This is a genomic window from Aliivibrio sp. 1S175 (assembly GCF_001690985.1).
Classification (GTDB): Bacteria; Pseudomonadota; Gammaproteobacteria; order Enterobacterales; family Vibrionaceae; genus Aliivibrio.
In genome coordinates, this window is the sequence record NZ_MAJS01000006.1 from 186,300 (window position 1) to 205,461 (window position 19,162).

Here is a 19,162-nt window from a genome sequence, read left to right on the forward strand (position 1 = left end):
TGTTATAAAACAGTCATTCAAAGGATATGATTATTTAGCTAGGTTTTCTTCTACGAAAGACCAGTTTACTAATTCCCAGAACGCACCCATGTAATCAGGACGAACGTTACGGAAATCGATGTAGTAAGCGTGCTCCCATAGGTCAACAGTTAGAAGTGGGGTAACGCCTTCATCTGTTAGAGGAGTAGCTGCGTTAGATGTATTAACGATAGCTAGAGAACCGTCAGCGTTTTTAACAAGCCAAGTCCAAGAAGAACCGAAGTTGTTGATTGCTGAATCTGTAAATTTAGCTTTGAATTCTTCGAAAGAACCAAATGCAGCATCGATTGCAGCAGCAACAGCGCCAGTTGGTTGGCCGCCAGCGTTTGGAGCTAGACAGTTCCAGTAGAACGTGTGGTTCCAGATTTGAGCTGCGTTATTGAAAACACCGCCAGTAGAAGTTTTAATGATCTCTTCTAATGTTTTACCTTCAAATTCTGTACCAGGGATAAGGCCATTTAGCTTAACAACGTAAGTGTTGTGGTGTTTACCGTGGTGAAAATCTAAAGTCTCAGCTGAGATGTGTGGTTCTAATGCGTCTTTTGCGAACGGTAGAGCTGGTAATTCAAATGACATTGCTCATGTCTCCATTTAATAAGAGGTCTACGCCTCACTAAATTCCAAAAATATTTGCTCTATTGAACGTAGAGCTTTATCTGACTTCGATTTGATTCTAGCAAGTTTTGATTTTATTAAAAGAAAAAGTGGTGAATTTTCAATAAATAATACCACTACAAATATTAGGTATTTTTTTCTGAGAGCATAACAAGTAGAATGGATACAACTTAGTGTCGACCCATTAGAGGATACAATGGAAACTATCGATAAGATCAAGCAACAAATTGCTGAAAATCACATCATTCTATACATGAAAGGTTCACCTAAGCTTCCAAGCTGTGGCTTTTCATCTCAAGCATCTCAAGCATTAATGAACTGCGGTGAGAAATTTGCTTATGTAGATATCCTACAAAACCCAGACATTCGTGCTGAACTTCCAGCATACGCACAATGGCCTACCTTCCCACAACTTTGGGTAGAAGGTGAGTTAATTGGCGGTTGTGACATCATTCTTGAAATGTTCCAAAAGGGCGAATTAAAGCCGTTAGTTCAAGAAGCAGCACAACGCAATGCGCCTGAAGCTGAGTAAGAATTAAAACAGTCATAATTTATTTATGATTTGTTTAATTAAAAAGCCACGTATTTTGATAATACGTGGCTTTTTTAATCGCTATAGATTTAATACTCATCTTAAGAGTAAATAAATTATCTATCCGGATGCCTTAGCTTTTTCAAAGGCAAGAGTTTGGAGCTTTGCGAGGGTTGATTTCCCTTGTTGTAATCTAGCGAGCCATTTTGTTTCAATATACTCTCTTTCATCATCTAGCTTCATCTCACAATACACTAAGTAAACGATATAAGCGGTTTCATAATCTGTAATATCAGCATGTTGAATATCAGAGATTAATCGATTTGCTTCACCATAACGGTTCATTCTTAGTTGAAATAAAGCGGATAATGCTCGTTGTGCTGAGATGCATGGAATACCACGCAGTCGTCCTTTTAATTTAGCACTCACTCGTTGCCATGCACTTTCTGGTGACCATTCCTGCAGAACGTCTTCTGGGGCAAGAAAGAGATCTCCCCAAGCAGCCATTGAGCGTTTTCCTGCAGAATCAAAAGCCGAGTTTGGCAGTAAATAAGCGTACTTTGTTAGTAGATCAAATGCGTCATAACGATCGCCTTTTGCTATCAATGACCAAGTATAATAACTAAAGCGTAAGTAGGAATAAGGAGCGAGTTCAAAGCCTTTTTTCCAATAGCGAGTGGCAATAGATAAATTATTTCGACGAAAGGCAATATCGGCTTTTAGATCGAGAAGATGAAGATTACTGGTTTCATGTTTTGGCAGTAATAAGTCGGTAAGTTGATTTGCAGTATCAAAATCTTCTTGAGCGATATAGATTTCGATCTGCTGCAGTTCCGCTTCTAGCGATTCTTTGATGATAGACAGCAATGCTTTATTTACACTCAGAGCTTCCGCTAATCGATTTACTCTTATTAAACGAGCCGCCAGTTTAAGCATTGAATCTTTAAGAATGATTTTATTTGGAGATTTAAAGATCAGAGGTTTTACACCCGCTAGCCCATCTTTTGTGTAGGCCGCAATCATTCCCATTGAGAATTTACGTTTAATTAAATCATAATTAATAACGGTAATAATTTCTTCTGGTCGGATTGGTTTTTGTATGTATTTAGCAGGCTTGTAATCACTGTAAGCTAATTCGATTTGTGGGTCTTCATTGCCCGTAATGATATAAACAAGTGTATTGTCGTTTATTAATTTAAGTAATCGCAATTGTTCTAGCATTTGAAGCCCTGTACTTCCATGACCTAAATTGTGGTCAACAAAAAGCACATCAAACTTTTTTTGTTTGCAATTACCTACAGCGGCTCCAGCTGTTGGACAGCAGACAATGTTGTTAGTTAGCACCCCAATACGGCTAAGCAATGCTCTAATAGCATTTTGAATGACAGTACTATCGTCAATAATGAGATAAGAAGAGAGCTTAATTAATTTCATGCAAGCAGTAGGCGGTAATAAAACAGCGCTCGAGTATAGCAATTGTCTTAATTAAATATAGATAAAACTAACAATAGAAGAGCTGAAATATATGATCTTAATACAAAAAGCGACAGGATATCCCGTCGCTTTTATATAAATGTTAGTTAAGAAACTAATATAATTGGTTAATCGCCAGTATGTTAATTGACTAAAGAACCATTGCGGCTATCCAGCCAAATACAATTAATGGCAGGTTATAATGCAGGAATGTTGGAACTACCGTTTCCCAGACATGCTCATGCTGACCATCGGCATTAAGACCTGACGTTGGACCTAATGTTGAATCTGAAGCTGGAGAACCTGCGTCACCGAGTGCGGCTGCGGTACCGACTAGCGCAATGGTAGCCATTGGTGAGAAACCAAAAGCGACGGCAAGAGGAACATAAATAGTAGCTATGATTGGGATCGTTGAGAACGATGAACCGATACCCATTGTTACTAATAAACCGACGATAAGCATTAATAGAGCGGCAAGAGGCTTATTGTCACCAATGGAGGTGGATAATGCTTGAACGAGGGTTTCAACGCCACCAGTTGCTTTCATTACTGCAGCAAAACCCGCGGCAGAAATCATAATGAAGCCAATCATCGCCATCATATGAACACCACGAGTAAAGACGTCTTGAGTCTCTTTCCATGCAATAACACCACCAAAAGTAAATACCATAAAGCCGGCTAATGCACCAACAATCATTGATCCTGTTGCTAACTGGACAGAAAGAGCAGCAACAATAGCAACAATAGATATTTGGATATGACGTTTATTGAATGTAGGCGTCGCATTTGTCGCTTGCATTTCAGCATTATCAATATCCGCGTAAGTACGTGGCTTACGGTAAGAGATAAATACAGCAATAAGAAGACCCGTTAGCATTCCTAGAGCAGGCAGAGCCATCGCTAGAGGAACTTGGCTTGCTACTACATCTAAGTTGTTATCATGAAGATTTTTTAACAAAATGTTGTTTAAAAAGATACCACCAAAACCGACTGGAAGGATCATGTATGGTGTAACTAAACCAAACGTCAATACACATGCAACCAAACGACGGTCCAATTTTAATTTATTAAACACTTGGATTAGTGGTGGGATCAAAATTGGAATAAACGCGATGTGTACAGGTACGACGTTTTGAGATGAAATAGTGATCAACAAGATTAAGCAAAGTAAAAGGTATTTTAGACCTGTGGCAGCGTGTAAATTTTCTTGGCCATTAATGCGTTTTATTACACTGTGAGCCAGTAAATCAGTCACACCTGATTTTGAAATGGCAACAGCAAAAGCGCCTAGCATGGCATAGCTTAATGCGATGGTAGCACCTCCGCCTAAACCACCTTCGAACGCAGAAATTGTATCAGATAATGATAAACCTCCTACTAATCCACCGATTAGTGCACTGAACGTTAAGGCAACGACAACGTTAACTCTAAGCAAAGCGAGGATAAGCATTACTGAAACAGAAAGAATGATTGGATTCATTTTGTTTAGTTTCCCTGTAAATATTGTGTTGTTAGTAAAGTAGCCTGTTATTTATTATTAGTATCATTTTCTGGTTCTGGCGCTAGAGGCCAACCACCAAGATCTTTCCATTTATTCACGATATGGCAGAACAGTTCCGCTGTTTTTTCCGTATCATAAAGAGCAGAGTGCGCTTCTTTGCCATCAAAATCCATTCCTGCCGTTTTACACGCTTTCGCTAATACGGTTTGACCAAGAGCTAGGCCACTGATAGCAGCGGTATCAAAAGTACAGAATGGGTGAAAAGGAATGCGTTTTAATTTTGTTCGCGAAGCCGCTTCCATTACAAAACTGTGATCAAAATTGGCATTATGAGCCACCATGATAGCGCGTCGGCAATCATGTTGCTTTTGTTCTTTACGAATGAGTTTAAAAATTTCTTTTAAAGCCACATCTTCTGTTACTGCACCACGTAAAGGACTGAATGGGTCGCGAATACCGATGAAGTCTAATGCTTCTTGTTCAAGGTTAGCGCCTTCAAAAGGAGCTACGTGAAAGTGGATTGTTGTTGCGGGTTTTAAGTAACCCTGATCATCCATTGCTAATGTCACTGCACATATCTCAAGCAGCGCATCTGTTTTGGCATTAAAACCAGCGGTTTCAACGTCAATAACGACAGGGAAATAGCCACGAAAACGTTGTTTCAGTTGATTATGTAATTCTACTTCGCTCATTATTCGGTACGTAAGAAAATGTTGCAGCTATTATTACAGATTATCCATAGCATAAAAACTGCAAATAAGGTGTGATATGGATATATTTTTAGTGATGAAGCCTTTATTTCATTGCTGACTGACTTATAACACTTATTATTGGTCCAGTTTTTGCTTTGTAATAGCTTATCGTCAACGGCATGACCCACAGATTTAGGTATTATGAAAAAAACACTTATCACTTCAGCTTTGCTAGTCAGTTCATTGTTAACAACACCAGCATTAGCAAATCGAAATTATGTTGCTAAGCCTGATCAATCAAAATGGGTGATGCTACAAAATTCACCATTGGAGTGTCGTTTATCTCATAATATTCCAAACTATGGCTCTGGAGAATTCTCTTCGTATGCCAATAAAAAGATGAATTTAGATTTTGAATTGAAGATGAATCGGCCAATGGGGGAAACTCGTTCTGTTAATTTAGTCTCAATGCCAGCTCGTTGGATGCCAGGCGACAGTGCTGATTCAATGATGAATTTAAAATTCTTTAAGCAGTTCGATGGTTATGTGGGAGGTTCAACTGCATGGTCAATGTTAGCTGAATTAGAGAATGGTCGTTTTCCTACATTTACTTATGCTGACTGGCAAAGCCCTAAACAGTTAATTGAAGTAGCTTTATCACCAGTCGTATTTCAAGAACAATATAATGTTTTTAGCATGTGCATTGCTAATTTATTACCTTATAGTTTTGAAGATATATCTTTTACTATTTTACATTTTGATAAAAATAGTGATGAGTTAAATAAAGCGTCGAAAAAGCGTTTAGCACAAATTGCCGATTTTATTAAATACACAAAGGATGTCGATTTAGTGCTTGTTGCTACTTATACCGATTCAAGTGGCGCAAAAAATGTGAATCAACAAGTCTCAGAAAGACGCGCTGTAAAACTTCAGAATTATTTTGAATCAATAGGATTGCCTGCGGATAGGATCCGAGTGCATTCTTATGGTGAACGTCGACCAATTGCCGATAACTCAACACCAATTGGTAAGAATAAAAACCGAAGAGTGGTTATTTCTTTAGGTAGAACTATTATTTAGTCATTATTTTAAGGCGTCCAAATTGGATGCCTTTTTTATTGTAATTTAAAACTAGCGATAAGTTCACATTGAACGGTAGTGTCAATATGTTGGATATGACGGGCGATCTTTGAATTAGGGTGACGTTTCATAAAATCCAGTAATGCACTTTTACAACAACCTAAGTTAGATATAAAAGATTCACAATCACTACGTGGGCATTGAGGTACAAGAGTAAGGATCTTTTCAGAGGCTAATTCTAGGTATTTTAACTCAAAGCGGCTGTCATTTTGACTTCGCCAAAATTGGGCTAAGTTGTGGCATGAAATGACAGATATTGTCGTTTGCTCAATGAGGCTAATGTCATTTTTTTTTGTGATCTCTTCAGCAATTGCAAACGCTTGTTGATAATGTAGAATCGTGCGCCAAGAGTCATCATTCTTAAAGGATTGCTCTGCCAATATTGTGTGTTTTTCCCAAAGCTCTATCATGATATTTCCGCGAGAAGGTGAGTGAGATAATAGATTAATTGAGAATCATTATCATTAAAAGTATTTGGTATAAAAAAACCTGCACAGATCGCAGGTTTTTAAATAGTTTGCCCATGATTTTAATCAGAGTTGAAAGTATTAACCTTCTAAGCCTGCAGAAGCACTGCTATTTTGAATCAGTTCAATCATGTAGCCATCAGGATCTTTAACAAAAGCAATGTGCGTAGATCCGCCTTTTACTGGGCCTGCTTCACGAGTGACATTCCCGCCTGCTGCTTTAATCACATCACAAGTTTGGTAGACATCGTCGACACCAATAGCAACATGACCAAAAGCATTACCCATATCATATTCCTCTGTGCCCCAGTTATAAGTCAATTCAATAACGGCACCTTGAGATTCATCACCATAACCAAGAAAAGCTAAGGTGTATTTGTATTCTTCATTTGTGTTTTGACGAAGAAGATCCATTCCCATTACTTTTGTATAGAACTCAATTGATTTATCTAAGTTACCTACACGGATCATCGTGTGTAAAATGCGTCCATTAGCCATTGTTTTGCTCCAGTTTTTAATTTAATTATTCAGATCAGTATTAAACTTCTGTTTTTTCTTTAAATTCGCATAGGTCTTCAATCATACAGCTACCACAACGTGGTTTGCGAGCGATACAAGTATAACGTCCGTGGAGAATTAACCAGTGGTGAACATCTAATTTGAATTCTTTTGGCACCACTTTAACCAGTTTTTTCTCAACATCATTAACGGTTTTACCCATTGCGAGTTTGGTTCGATTAGAGACACGATAGATATGAGTATCAACAGCAATGGTTGGCCAACCAAAGGCTGTATTCAGTACTACGTTTGCAGTTTTATGCCCAACCCCCGGAAGTGCTTCTAATGCTTCTTGATCTTCTGGGATCTCACTATTATGAAGTTCAATCAACATACGGCAGGTTTTAATGACATTTTCAGCTTTGGTATTAAATAACCCAATGGTTTTGATGTATGTTTTTAATCCATCAACGCCTAAATCTAAAATAGATTGAGGCGTGTTAGCTACAGGGTAAAGTTTACGTGTCGCTTTGTTAACACTAACATCAGTAGCTTGAGCAGATAATAAAACAGCAATTAATAACTCAAATGGTGTAGACCACTCAAGTTCCGTTTGTGGATGCGGATTATCAGCTCGTAAGCGTTCTAATATTTCTCGTCGTTTTATATTATTCATACTGCTTTTTATGTCCTTATCTATGAAACTCGTGCGCGTTCGATTTTTTCTTTTTCTTGCTTAGGTTTTCGGTCTGCTAATCTCTTATCAATCACGTTTTTTAATGCGATAAGAAAACCTACGCCTAAAAATGCTCCCGGTGGCAGCATCGCTAATAAGAAATGGCTATCCACTTGGAATAACTCAATTCGCAATACGGTTGCCCAATCACCAAGTAATAAGTCAGCGCCATCAAATAAGGTACCATTGCCTAAAGCTTCGCGCATTGCACCCAGTAAGACTAAAACGGCGGTCATACCCAAGCCCATCCACAATCCATCTAATATTGCAGGGATAGGATCATTTTTTGATGCGAATGCTTCGGCACGACCAATAATGATGCAATTTGTTACGATCAATGGAATGAAGATACCAAGGGACAGATATAAACCATAAGCGTAAGCATTCATTAATAATTGAACACAAGTTACTAGTGAGGCAATGATCATCACAAATACGGGAATACGAACTTCTTGTGGGATCCATTGACGGACAAGTGAAACAATTAAATTTGAGCCAATAAGGACTAAAGTCGTCGCGATCCCTAAACCTAAGGCATTGGTCACGGTTGCTGAAACAGCAAGTAGAGGACACAACCCTAATAGTTGCACTAGGGCAGGGTTGTTATCCCATAATCCATTTTTTAGTAATTCTTTATGTGTTGTCATTAGTTAGCCTCACAATTAAGTGGAAGAGTTTGCAGTTCATCTTGGTGTGTTTTATAAAACCAAACTGCTTTTTTTACGGCTTTAACTACGGCTCTTGGTGTAATTGTCGCGCCAGTGAATTGATCAAATTGACCACCGTCCTTTTGAACGGCCCAGCTACTGTCATCGGCAGAATCAACACTTTTTCCTAGGAATCCATCAACCCAGCGGGTAATTCGAGTATCAATTTTATCGCCCAATCCAGGTGTTTCTTGATGTGATAGTACACGAACCCCCGTTACCATTGAACCTGCATCAACGCCGACAATAATCTTAATCGCACCGCTATATCCATCAGGAGCGATAGCTTCAATTGCAGCACCTGAATGTTTGCCATTTAATGAGGCTAAATAGATCGGCATTGCTTCTTCTGTGCCTAATGCGTCTACATTTGATATTAGGATACAAGCTTTAAATAATTCATTATCATGTTGCTTCTTTGGAACGACTTGGTTCAAGACTGACAATAATTGCTGTTGTTGTTGATAAGCAATCTGATCTTTAGTTAATGCATAAGTGATGGTAACTAATGCGGTTGAAGCAATAGCAAATAAGACCAAAACAAGGCTGCTTTTTTTCATTGTCTGTAGCATAGAATTACCCTTTTTTATGGCCGTAGGTTCTTGGTTTTGTGTAGTAGTCAATTAAAGGTACACACATGTTGGTTAGGAGAACCGCAAAAGCAACCCCGTCTGGGAAACCACCCCAAGTACGAATAATATAAACGAGAGCACCAATAAGAGCGCCATAATATAAACGGCCTTTAGGTGTTGTTGCCGCAGAAACCGGATCGGTAGCAATAAAGAAAGCACCGAGCATGGTTGCACCAGAGAAGAGATTAAACAACGGTGATGTTGCTGTATCTGGCGAGAAAAGAGCAAATAAGCTGCTTATGACAAACAAGCTTGCTAAAAAACTCACCGGAATATGCCAATGAATAAGACGTTGTTGTAGTAAGAAAAGGCCACCAAGTAAGAAACCAATATTTACCCATAACCAGCCTAAACCAGCAATGCTATTAAAAATGGGCGCGGTTAAAATTTCATTCGTTGTTAGTCCTGCTTTAAGACCTGTTTTTACTGTATCTAATGGCGTTGCCATTGTCATGCCATCAACATTCATGGTGAGTTGATGGACAGAAAAACCGTCTTGGCTTAACCCATTAAGTATTAACCATATGGAATCAGAGAAGCTGATACTTTCGGTAAGCAATTCTTTTACTGGCAACCAAGTTGTCATTTGAACAGGAAAAGAGATTAGCAGCACGACATAAGCCGCCATTGCAGGATTAAAGAGGTTTTGTCCTAATCCTCCATATAAATGCTTAGCAATGACGATGGCAAATATCACACCAATAACCGTTATCCACCAAGGAGATAGTGGTGGAATAGCAAGAGCAAGTAATACTCCTGTTAGCAAGGCGCTATTGTCACTGATATAAGGTCTAAGTGGTCTTTTTCGACACTTTAAGACCAATGCTTCTGCTGAAATTGCAGTAATAATAGCAATCAAAACTTGTAGGAAGGTGCCCCAACCAAAAAAGTAAGTTTGAGCGAGTAGACCTGGTATTGTCGCTAAGGCAACCAGTTTCATGATGGTTCTTGTGCTCTTTTTACTGTGAGCGTGTGGTGAGCTAGTGATAAAAAAGGCCACTGTTACTCTTCCTTATTCTTTTCAATTTGTTGAGCTGCCTTGCGTGCTTTTGCTCGCGCTATTGCAGCGGCTACCGCTGCTTTTTTAGGGTCTGTTGGTTCAGAAGCTTCATTATTTTCAACGGTCGTTTCAGTGACAGGTTGATCTGATTCAGTTTCTTTTTCAGCTTGAGCTGCTTTGCGTGCTTTTGCTCGCGCTATTGCAGCGGCTACCGCTGCTTTTTTAGGGTCCGCAGTTTCAGAGGTATCATCATTTTCAATAGTCGTTTCAGTGACAGGTTGATCTGATTCAGTTTCTTTTTCAGCTTGAGTTGCCTTGCGTGCTTTTGCTCGCGCTATTGCAGCCGCTACCGCTGCTTTTTTAGGCTCCGCTGGTTCAGAAGTTTCATCATTTTCAACAACCGTTTTAGTGACAGGTTGATCTGATTCAGTTTCTTTTTCGACTTGTGCCGCTTTGCGTGCTTTTGCACGAGCGATAGCAGCAGCTACAGCGTCTTTCTTGTTAGCACTATCTGCGCTTTTTTCAGACTCTGTATTATTTGATTCTGCAGCAAGATTTGCTTTTCGTTCACGAGCTTGTTGTTTGCGCTCTTCACGTAATTTTGCCATTTCAGAATTATCAGGTTCAGCAGTATTAGCTTTTGCCGCTTCTGCTTGTTTCGCTTTAGCGCGAGCAATTGCAGCGGCTACAGCAGGTTTAGGACTAGCTATACCAGACTCTTCCGCTGCTTTTTGAGCTTTGACTCTCGCAATTGCTGCAGCAATTGCATCATTGCCAGAACCAGTAGAGGCTTCTGTTTTCATTTCTTTACGTCGATTTTCTGCAGCCAGTTTGAATTTGTTTTCACGTTCTGCTTTGTCACGTTCCATCCGCGCATTTTTTTCTTCAAAACGAACTTTGGCACGATCAGCAGCTTGCGCGTCTTGCTTGCGAGCGTAAATTTCTGATTTAGCTTGGCGATAATATTGAACCAGAGGGATCTCACTTGGGCAAACATAGGCACAAGCACCACATTCAATACAATCAGATAAATGATATTCTTCGCATTTGTCGAACTCTTCTGATTTTGCGTACCAATATAATTGTTGAGGCAATAAAGCCGCAGGGCAGGCATCAGCGCAGCTACTACAACGAATACAAGCCATTTCATGATTATAAAGAGGCAGCTCTTTTCTATCTGGCGTAATAATACAGTTAGTAATTTTCGTTATAGGGATCTGTTTATGTGGGAGAGTAAATCCCATTAACGAACCCCCCATAATAATTCTAGGGTGTTTTTTATCGGCTTTATAACCCGCTAATGTCATTAAATGATCAACGGTAGTACCTAAACGAACCCAAAAATTACCCGGAACATCAAGGCTGTTTCCAGTCAATGTGACGACTCGTTCAATTAGAGGTTCAGCGTCACAGATCGCACGTTTAACCGCAAGAATGGTTCCTACGTTTTGTACGATAACGCCTATATCAGTAGAGCGACCACTTGCAGGCACTTCTTTACCAGTTAAAATTTTAACTAATTGTCGAGAACCACCCGATGGGTATTTTGTTGGGATTACTCGGATCACGATATTATCATGATCAGTAATTACCTTATTTAATGCTTTTATTGCTTCTGGTTTATTATCTTCAATACCAATAACTGCCAATTTAGGCGATAGGATATGTTGAAGGATCTTAATACCAATAATTACTTCTTCAGCATGATCCTGCATTAAACGATCATCGGCAGTGATATAAGGTTCACATTCTGCGGCATTGATAATTAATATATCTGCTTTGCCAATACCACTTTGTAGTTTTCTACTGGTAGGGAAACCGGCACCACCCATGCCTGAAATGCCAGATTGACGAATGCGCTCAATCAGATCTATTGGGTCTTGATTGGAAAAATCAGAGATAGGGTTTCGATCTGCAATCCATTGATCTTGATTATCTGATTCAATAACAATACAAAGATCAGTTAAACCCGAAGGATGAGCAACGGTTCTTGGTTCTATTGCCGTTACAGTGCCAGACGTTGGTGCATGAATAGGAACACACATGGCAATATTACCTTGCGTGAGTGGTTGGCCTTTTAATACAGTCTCACCAACAGTGACTAGAATGTCCCCTTTACTACCAATATGTTGTTTTAATGGCAAAATAAGTTCACTTGGAACACCGGCTTGCTGAATTCTGTTTTGAGTTGAAATTCTTTTGTTTTCTGGCGGATGAATGCCACCATGAAAATCCCACAGTTGACCTTGTTTAATTTGTTCGATAATGGACAACATGGGTTACAGCTCCGATGCTTGAGATGGCTTATCTGCCGGAATATTAACAACAGGGATTGTATTCAAATCCCATTTCCAATTATCAGGTGTCGTGTTCACAGGGATCATTTCAATACAATCAGTTGGGCAAGGGGCAACACATAAATCACAACCAGTACATTCCGCCTCGATGACGGTATGTAATGCTTTTGTACCACCAACAATGGCATCTACAGGGCAAGCTTGAATACATTTAGTACAACCAATGCACATATCTTCATGGATAAACGCGATTGTTTTTATGTTTACGACGTCATCGTCAGAACTTGGTACATCGACACCCATAAGGTCAGCTAATTTTTCAATAGTGGCTTGACCACCTGGAGGGCATTTATTAATGATGTCTCCGTTGGCAATTGCTGTTGCGTAGGGCTTACATCCAGGATAGCCACACTGACCACATTGCGTCTGTGGCAAGATGGCATCAATTTGCTCAACAATGGGGTCTGATTCAACTTTAAATTTAATTGATGCAAAGCCGAGAATTAACCCAAAGATTAAGGCAAGTGCAGCAATAGCAATAACAGCGATTAGAATTGAACTCATGTTTATAATTTCACTAAACCAGTAAAGCCCATGAAGGCTAAAGACATTAAGCCTGCGGTGATCATAGCAATAGACGCACCTTTAAAAGGCAAAGGAACATCAGCAGCAGCGATACGTTCACGCATAGCAGAGAAGAGAATGAGAACTAATGAAAAACCAACGGCAGCACCAAAACCATAAATGATGGACTCGATGAAATTATGATTCTCAGTAACATTAAGTAATGCCACGCCGAGAACAGCGCAGTTCGTCGTGATTAAAGGTAAAAATATACCAAGAACACGATATAAAGTGGGACTTGTTTTGTGTACGACCATTTCTGTGAATTGAACAACAACCGCGATCACAAGGATGAAACTCATGGTACGTAAATACTCAATGCCAAGAGGGGCTAAAATATAGGTTTCAACAAGGTATGAACATACAGAAGCAAGGGTAAGGACAAATGTTGTCGCAAGGCCCATTCCGATTGCACTTTCTAGTTTTTTAGATACGCCCATAAATGGACAAAGACCTAAAAATTTAACCAGTACAAAGTTGTTCACTAAAACAGTACCAACAAGCAGTAATAGATACTCAGTCATGCCAATGATTTTTATGATAATAGATGATCTGGTTATTATCGGACTTTAAGAGCCTGATAACAACCTTAGAAAGAATAGGTTTTTACTCTTTAAGCAAAAAAAAGACAAAAAAAAGCCTCGTCATTTAGACAAGGCTTTAAAATATGGCTCCCTTTGCTGGACTTGAACCAGCGACATACGGATTAACAGTCCGGCGTTCTACCAACTGAACTAAAAGGGAATCGGTTTTAGGCGGACGATATTAACGAGTCTAAAATAAACTGTCAAGCGTAAAAAGAGAGAAAAGTGACTTGATTATTTCGCCATCAATTGAGTCTATTTTCCATAAAAAATCATTGACAGCACCTCTAAGCTATATTTATCAATGCTTGTGGGTAGTTATCCACTAAAACTGTGGATAAGTATGTTAATGAAACTAGATTAACTCTCTTTAAGCTAGCTGTGGCGTGGCCTCTGGAGTATAAGTGTTCTTACTTTGAGTGTTTTGTATGCATAAAATCAATGCGTTATAGCTTTGCTGCTGTTTGAATACACTATATGTATATTTTCCGTGCAAATTGTAGAGCAAAGACTAAAGTTGAGTGTATTTTGACCGCTATTGGGGAAAACTTTTATAATTAATAGTTTCTATAAAAATAAGAGTGGATTTGATAGTGTGTATATCCTAAATAAGATGAGTCCATGTGGAGTGTTATAAATGGCCAACGCGTATGAATTAATTTCTAACTATCAACCAGCAGGTGATCAACCTCAAGCCATTAAAATGCTTAATGAAGGATTAGAGAATGGTCTTGCTCATCAAACGCTTCTTGGTGTTACCGGCTCAGGTAAAACATTTACGCTAGCTAACGTAATTGCTGAATCTGGCCGCCCAACGGTTATCATGGCTCACAATAAAACGTTAGCAGCCCAGTTGTATGGGGAAATGAAAGCGTTTTTCCCTAATAATGCGGTTGAATATTTTGTTTCGTACTTTGATTATTATCAACCAGAAGCTTATGTACCAACGACTGATACCTTTATAGAAAAAGATTCTTCGGTTAATGAACATATTGAACAAATGCGCCTTTCTGCAACAAAGGCATTATTAGAACGTAAAGACGCCATTATTATTGCTTCAGTGTCTGCGATTTATGGTCTTGGTGATCCTCAAGCTTATTTAAGTATGATGCTCCATTTAAGTCGAGGAGATATCGTTAACCAACGTGATATTTTACGCCGATTAGCTGAACTACAATATAAGCGTAATGACATGGCTTTTGAACGAGGCACATTTCGTGTTCGTGGTGAAGTTCTAGATGTTTTTCCTGCTGAATCAGAGCATGAGGCTATCCGAATTGAGCTTTTTGATGATGAAGTGGAACGTATTAGCAAGTTCGATCCATTAACGGGTTCAATTATAACTAAAGACATGCCGCGTTGTACTATTTACCCGAAAACTCACTATGTAACACCACGAGAAAAAGTACTTGATGCCATTGAGCAGATTAAAGTGGATTTGGCTGAACGGAAAAAAGAATTATTAGCCAATAATAAATTAGTTGAAGAACAAAGGATCTCACAACGAACTCAATTCGATATTGAAATGATGAATGAGCTTGGTTTTTGCTCTGGTATTGAAAACTATTCTCGTTATTTGAGTGGGCGACCTCAAGGAGAAGCGCCACCTACGTTATTTGATTATCTGCCTAAAGATGGTTTATTGATCATCGATGAATCGCATATTACCGTGTCTCAAATTGGGGCAATGTATAAAGGTGATCGTTCACGTAAAGAGAATTTAGTTGAATACGGTTTTCGCTTGCCTTCTGCATTAGATAATCGACCTATGCGTTTTGACGAATTTGAAGCTCGTGCCCCACAAACGATTTATGTTTCTGCGACCCCTGGTAAATATGAAATCGAAAAATCAGGTTCTGATATTGCAGAACAACTAGTAAGGCCGACGGGTTTACTTGACCCGATTATTGAAGTACGTCCCGTTGGAACTCAAGTTGATGATTTACTCTCTGAGATCAGAATTCGTACGAAAGTGGGTGAGAGAGTGTTAGTCACGACCCTTACCAAGCGTATGTCTGAAGATTTGACGGAATATCTTGCCGAGCATGGGGTGAAAGTTCGTTATTTGCATTCTGATATTGATACGGTTGAGCGTGTTGAGATTATCCGTGATTTACGCTTAGGCAAGTTTGATGTGTTAGTCGGTATTAACTTATTGCGTGAAGGCTTAGATATGCCTGAAGTGTCTTTAGTCGCGATTTTAGATGCAGATAAAGAAGGCTTCTTGCGTTCCGAGCGATCATTAATTCAAACGATAGGTCGTGCAGCTCGTAATCTAGAAGGTAAAGCCATTCTATATGCAGATAGAATTACGGGGTCTATGGAAAAAGCCATTGGAGAAACAGAAAGAAGACGTGAAAAGCAGATATTGCACAACGAAGCATTAGGAATCGTACCAACCGCATTGAAAAAAGAGGTGGCGGATATTCTTGAGTTAGGAGATATGACTAAGAATAAACGTAAAATAGTAGCATCCAAAATGAAGTTATCCGAAGTGGCGGAGGAAAGCGCTAATTATCAATCGATGACGCCGCAAAAGTTAGAAAAAGAAGTGCAACGATTAGAAGCAAAAATGTATCAACATGCGAGAGATTTAGAGTTTGAACAGGCTGCTCAAGTTAGGGATGAGGTAGAAAAGCTAAGACATCAATTTATAACGAATAGTTAATGACTATTTTGTAAATTATTGATTTAAGGAAAAAAAGAAGCCAACCGTAATATACCGGTTGGCTTTATTGTTCATGTGAAAGTAAATTTCACTAACAACGTCAGTTGGCTAGGTGACCCTTTGGCTTAAAGGGTCACTATACATATAGCAGGTAGTGTGCCAACTTTTTAAAGCACCAAAATAAGGTAATTAAGCATAAAAAGTGTTCAAAATGGCTTTTTATTTGCAATTTGCAATTTGCAATTTGCGTTTTGCAATTGCATAATGCGAATTCACATATTTTTGACAAGTGGTATATTTTAATAATGCAAAAGAAATACTTATTGATGGTAGAAGATACCGCTTCGGTTGCTGCGTTGTATCGTTCGTATCTGAATCCGCTTGGTGTTGAAATTAATGTTGTAGCTAAAGGAAGCGAAGCGATAGAAACAGTGGCTAAACGGGCTCCCGATTTGGTATTGCTTGATTTACGTTTACCAGACATGACTGGTTTTGATGTTTTAGCTGAAATAAGAAAATTTAACAAAGAAGTCCCTGTTGTTTTAATGACCGCTCATGGGTCAATTGATGCAGCAGTTGAAGCTATGCAGCTTGGGGCTCAAGATTTTTTAATAAAACCGTGTGAAGCCGATAGGTTAAGAGTTACTGTCAATAATGCATTGCGTCGAGCTCAAAAAGACCTCGACGAAATAAAAGAAAATCCTGAAAATTCTGAAAAATCGAATAAACAATATCAAGGGTTTATTGGTAGTAGCTCTCAAATGAATCAGGTATATCGAACTATTGATTCTGCAGCACCAAGTAAAGCCACGGTATTTATTACTGGAGAGTCGGGAACGGGTAAAGAAGTGTGTGCAGAGGCCATTCATGCTGCAAGTAAGCGAGGTCAAGCTCCATTTATTGCGATTAACTGTGCTGCGATACCAAAAGATTTAATTGAAAGTGAGTTGTTTGGTCATGTAAAAGGAGCATTTACGGGCGCTTCGGTTGATAGAAAGGGAGCAGCGGAACAGGCTGATGGGGGGACTCTATTTCTTGATGAATTGTGTGAAATGGATTTGGATTTACAAACTAAATTATTACGATTTATTCAAACGGGAACATTTCAAAAAGTAGGATCTTCAAAAATGAGTCGTGTAGATGTGAGGTTTGTATGTGCGACAAATCGTGATCCCTGGATAGAAGTTCAAGCCGGACGTTTTCGTGAGGATTTGTATTATCGACTACATGTAATTCCGTTAGTCTTACCTCCTTTACGTGAACGTGGTAATGATATTATAGAAATCGCCCATTCAATATTAGGCCATTTTTCGCATGAAGAAGGTCGTGAATTTATTACTTTTAATCCAGAAGTAACAGAACGTTTTTTGCACTATGATTGGCCTGGTAATGTTCGTCAGTTACAAAATGTAATTAGAAATGTGGTGGTATTAAATAGGGGAAAGGAAGTGATTCTTTCTATGTTGCCTCAGCCATTGTCCATAGAACATAACTTTGGTTCAGATATTGCATCTGAAGATAAAGTAAATCGTTATGTTTTATCTAACGATAACGCAATTAATGAAAGTACCGACTTAAAAAAAGAGACAATTATTCCACTTTGGAAATCAGAAAAGAAGCTTATTGAAGCTGCAATTACGTTATGTGATGGAAATATTCCACAAGCCGCTAAAAAATTAGAGGTGAGTCCATCGACACTATATAGAAAATTACAATCATGGGATGATAAATAGCAGAGGGTATTACTGTGAGCCAGTATATAAACCAAATAGCAGTGAATCAATTAGTCCAAGAAGTAGGGGATGAGAATGTTCCTTTTCTTTTTGGCATTTTTTGCGATGAGTTAGATGAGTTTATTGATACACTTTCGACTCACCCTGAAATTGATAAAGTAAGGGAAATTAGCCATTGCCTTAAAAGTAGTGCCGGTAGTTTTGGTGCAGATAAATTAGCGACAATGGCGATTAATATTGAAGAGAAAGCAAAACTACTTCAGCAAGAATGGGTTGAGCGCAATATCTCTGAATTTGTAAATATTGCGCGCGGTACTGAGCTTGCTTATCGTAAGTTGTTAATCAAGTAAATTCATAATTTCTTGCTTTAATTTATCTCTATCATGGCGCCAATCGTGATTTAATGAAGCAAGATCGGTGGTTTTACAATTATATTCTGGTTGTAATTCCACTAACTCTTTATCTGTTAAGATAATATCAACTTTTCTTCCTGAGCATGCTCGCTCGCACCATTCAAGCATCATTCGATGGTCCATTTTCCCAGCAGGCCCAAATTCTTTTGATAAGTTATCAATAAAAACCAGCTTAGCTTTTTTATTTGCACCAATTGCTTTACCTAAACCAGGAAGCAGTAATGGAGGCATAATACTCGTTAAGAAGCTGCCCGGGCCTAGTAAAATTAAATCTGCATTTCTAACGGCTTGAATCGCTTCTTGAGTGGCTGGTACTTCTGGGTCTAAAAATAGGCGTAAAGGCAATTCATCCATATCATCGATATTTGTTTCGCCTGAAATTTTACGTAAATCAGTCGTTAGTGCCCCTAAATCGGATGGATGTTCTGACATCGGAATAATATTCGTTTCTACTTTAAGCATGTTACGAATGAGATTAATCGCATCAAGTGGACGAACACTCAGGTTATCGAGTGCCGTTAGCATCAAATTACCAAGGTTATGCCCGTGTAGTTCGCCTTGGCCTTTAAAGCGGTATTCAAACATCATTGAACTGATTGATGGGTCTGTGATTAATTGGTTTATACAATTACGAGTATCTCCCCAGGCGATTCCTCCTTGGCACTCTCTTATACGCCCCGTAGAGCCACCATTGTCAGTTGTAGCGACTATTCCTGTTGCATTACTACCAAAATCACTTAGCGCAGCGAGAACACGGCCTAAGCCGTGTCCACCGCCAATAGCTACAATTTGATGCTTATACATAATATTC

General features: G+C 39.0%; 19 protein-coding genes and 1 tRNA gene. 5 read left to right on the forward strand and 15 right to left on the reverse strand.

All coding sequences use genetic code 11. The features are described from left to right. Positions 1-30: 30 nt before the first annotated feature. A complete protein-coding gene (gene sodB / locus A6E06_RS02820; protein WP_065591539.1) occupies positions 31-615 on the reverse strand; it encodes a superoxide dismutase [Fe] in 585 nt (194 codons plus the stop codon). A 235-nt stretch (positions 616-850) separates the two neighbouring features. Between sodB and grxD the strand changes: the two genes are divergently transcribed. After that, entirely contained in the window at positions 851-1,186 is a 336-nt protein-coding gene (grxD, locus tag A6E06_RS02825; protein ID WP_060990545.1) for a Grx4 family monothiol glutaredoxin, read from the forward strand. Positions 1,187-1,306: 120 nt separating this feature from the next. Here grxD and A6E06_RS02830 read toward each other — a convergent pair whose 3' ends face one another. The 3 genes from A6E06_RS02830 to rnt form a co-directional block, all read right to left on the reverse strand. Further along, positions 1,307-2,620, reverse strand: coding sequence for a response regulator (locus A6E06_RS02830; RefSeq protein WP_065591540.1), 1,314 nt, complete (start codon positions 2,618-2,620; stop codon positions 1,307-1,309). Between the two features lie 190 nt (positions 2,621-2,810). Then, positions 2,811-4,139: a Na+/H+ antiporter family protein gene (locus tag A6E06_RS02835; RefSeq protein WP_065591541.1), complete on the reverse strand. Its 1,329-nt coding sequence runs from the start codon at positions 4,137-4,139 to the stop codon at positions 2,811-2,813. Positions 4,140-4,186: 47 nt separating this feature from the next. Further along, positions 4,187-4,852: a ribonuclease T gene (gene rnt, locus A6E06_RS02840; RefSeq protein ID WP_065591542.1), complete on the reverse strand. Its 666-nt coding sequence runs from the start codon at positions 4,850-4,852 to the stop codon at positions 4,187-4,189. A 201-nt stretch (positions 4,853-5,053) separates the two neighbouring features. Here rnt and A6E06_RS02845 point away from each other — a divergent pair, with 201 nt between their 5' ends. Next, positions 5,054-5,932 carry an OmpA family protein gene (locus A6E06_RS02845; protein WP_065591543.1) on the forward strand — a complete coding sequence of 293 codons (879 nt, stop codon included), beginning with the start codon at positions 5,054-5,056 and terminating at the stop codon, positions 5,930-5,932. A 35-nt stretch (positions 5,933-5,967) separates the two neighbouring features. On the opposite strand, the gene A6E06_RS02850 is transcribed toward A6E06_RS02845, so the two are convergent. The 10 genes from A6E06_RS02850 to A6E06_RS02895 form a co-directional block, all read right to left on the reverse strand. Then, complete coding sequence (locus A6E06_RS02850; RefSeq protein ID WP_065591544.1) at positions 5,968-6,402, reverse strand: DUF2753 domain-containing protein; 435 nt, start codon at positions 6,400-6,402, stop codon at positions 5,968-5,970. A gap of 138 nt (positions 6,403-6,540) precedes the next feature. Then, the gene (gene gloA / locus A6E06_RS02855; RefSeq protein ID WP_060990551.1) at positions 6,541-6,957 is read right to left on the reverse strand and encodes a lactoylglutathione lyase; all 417 of its coding nucleotides are present in this window, start codon (positions 6,955-6,957) and stop codon (positions 6,541-6,543) included. A gap of 40 nt (positions 6,958-6,997) precedes the next feature. Beyond that, the gene (gene nth, locus A6E06_RS02860; RefSeq protein ID WP_065591545.1) at positions 6,998-7,633 is read right to left on the reverse strand and encodes an endonuclease III; all 636 of its coding nucleotides are present in this window, start codon (positions 7,631-7,633) and stop codon (positions 6,998-7,000) included. Between the two features lie 20 nt (positions 7,634-7,653). Beyond that, positions 7,654-8,340, reverse strand: coding sequence for an electron transport complex subunit E (locus A6E06_RS02865; protein ID WP_065591546.1), 687 nt, complete (start codon positions 8,338-8,340; stop codon positions 7,654-7,656). Continuing rightward, positions 8,340-8,972: an electron transport complex subunit RsxG gene (gene rsxG, locus A6E06_RS02870; protein WP_065591547.1), complete on the reverse strand. Its 633-nt coding sequence runs from the start codon at positions 8,970-8,972 to the stop codon at positions 8,340-8,342. The genes A6E06_RS02865 and rsxG overlap by 1 nt, the downstream gene beginning before the upstream one ends. Positions 8,973-8,976: 4 nt before the next feature. Beyond that, complete coding sequence (gene rsxD, locus A6E06_RS02875) at positions 8,977-10,032, reverse strand: electron transport complex subunit RsxD (protein ID WP_065591548.1); 1,056 nt, start codon at positions 10,030-10,032, stop codon at positions 8,977-8,979. Between the two features lie 2 nt (positions 10,033-10,034). Beyond that, entirely contained in the window at positions 10,035-12,308 is a 2,274-nt protein-coding gene (gene rsxC, locus A6E06_RS02880) for an electron transport complex subunit RsxC (protein WP_065591549.1), read from the reverse strand. A gap of 3 nt (positions 12,309-12,311) precedes the next feature. Next, positions 12,312-12,893 (reverse strand): electron transport complex subunit RsxB, encoded by a 582-nt coding sequence (rsxB, locus tag A6E06_RS02885; RefSeq protein WP_065591550.1) that lies wholly within the window; start codon positions 12,891-12,893, stop codon positions 12,312-12,314. A 2-nt stretch (positions 12,894-12,895) separates the two neighbouring features. Further along, the gene (rsxA, locus tag A6E06_RS02890) at positions 12,896-13,477 is read right to left on the reverse strand and encodes an electron transport complex subunit RsxA (protein ID WP_065591551.1); all 582 of its coding nucleotides are present in this window, start codon (positions 13,475-13,477) and stop codon (positions 12,896-12,898) included. Between the two features lie 144 nt (positions 13,478-13,621). Next, positions 13,622-13,697, reverse strand: a tRNA-Asn gene (locus A6E06_RS02895). A 477-nt stretch (positions 13,698-14,174) separates the two neighbouring features. Here A6E06_RS02895 and uvrB point away from each other — a divergent pair. The 3 genes from uvrB to A6E06_RS02910 all read left to right on the forward strand — a co-directional run bounded on the left by uvrB (position 14,175) and on the right by A6E06_RS02910 (position 18,288). Continuing rightward, a complete protein-coding gene (uvrB, locus tag A6E06_RS02900) occupies positions 14,175-16,205 on the forward strand; it encodes an excinuclease ABC subunit UvrB (protein WP_065591552.1) in 2,031 nt (676 codons plus the stop codon). Between the two features lie 305 nt (positions 16,206-16,510). Continuing rightward, the gene (luxO, locus tag A6E06_RS02905) at positions 16,511-17,938 is read left to right on the forward strand and encodes a quorum-sensing sigma-54 dependent transcriptional regulator LuxO (RefSeq protein WP_255310634.1); all 1,428 of its coding nucleotides are present in this window, start codon (positions 16,511-16,513) and stop codon (positions 17,936-17,938) included. Between the two features lie 14 nt (positions 17,939-17,952). Beyond that, entirely contained in the window at positions 17,953-18,288 is a 336-nt protein-coding gene (locus tag A6E06_RS02910; protein WP_065591553.1) for an Hpt domain-containing protein, read from the forward strand. Here the strand turns inward: A6E06_RS02910 and yvcK are convergent. Then, positions 18,277-19,155, reverse strand: a complete 879-nt coding sequence (yvcK, locus tag A6E06_RS02915) for a uridine diphosphate-N-acetylglucosamine-binding protein YvcK (RefSeq protein ID WP_065591816.1) — start codon at positions 19,153-19,155, stop codon at positions 18,277-18,279. The genes A6E06_RS02910 and yvcK overlap by 12 nt on opposite strands. Between the last annotated feature and the right edge of the window lie 7 nt (positions 19,156-19,162).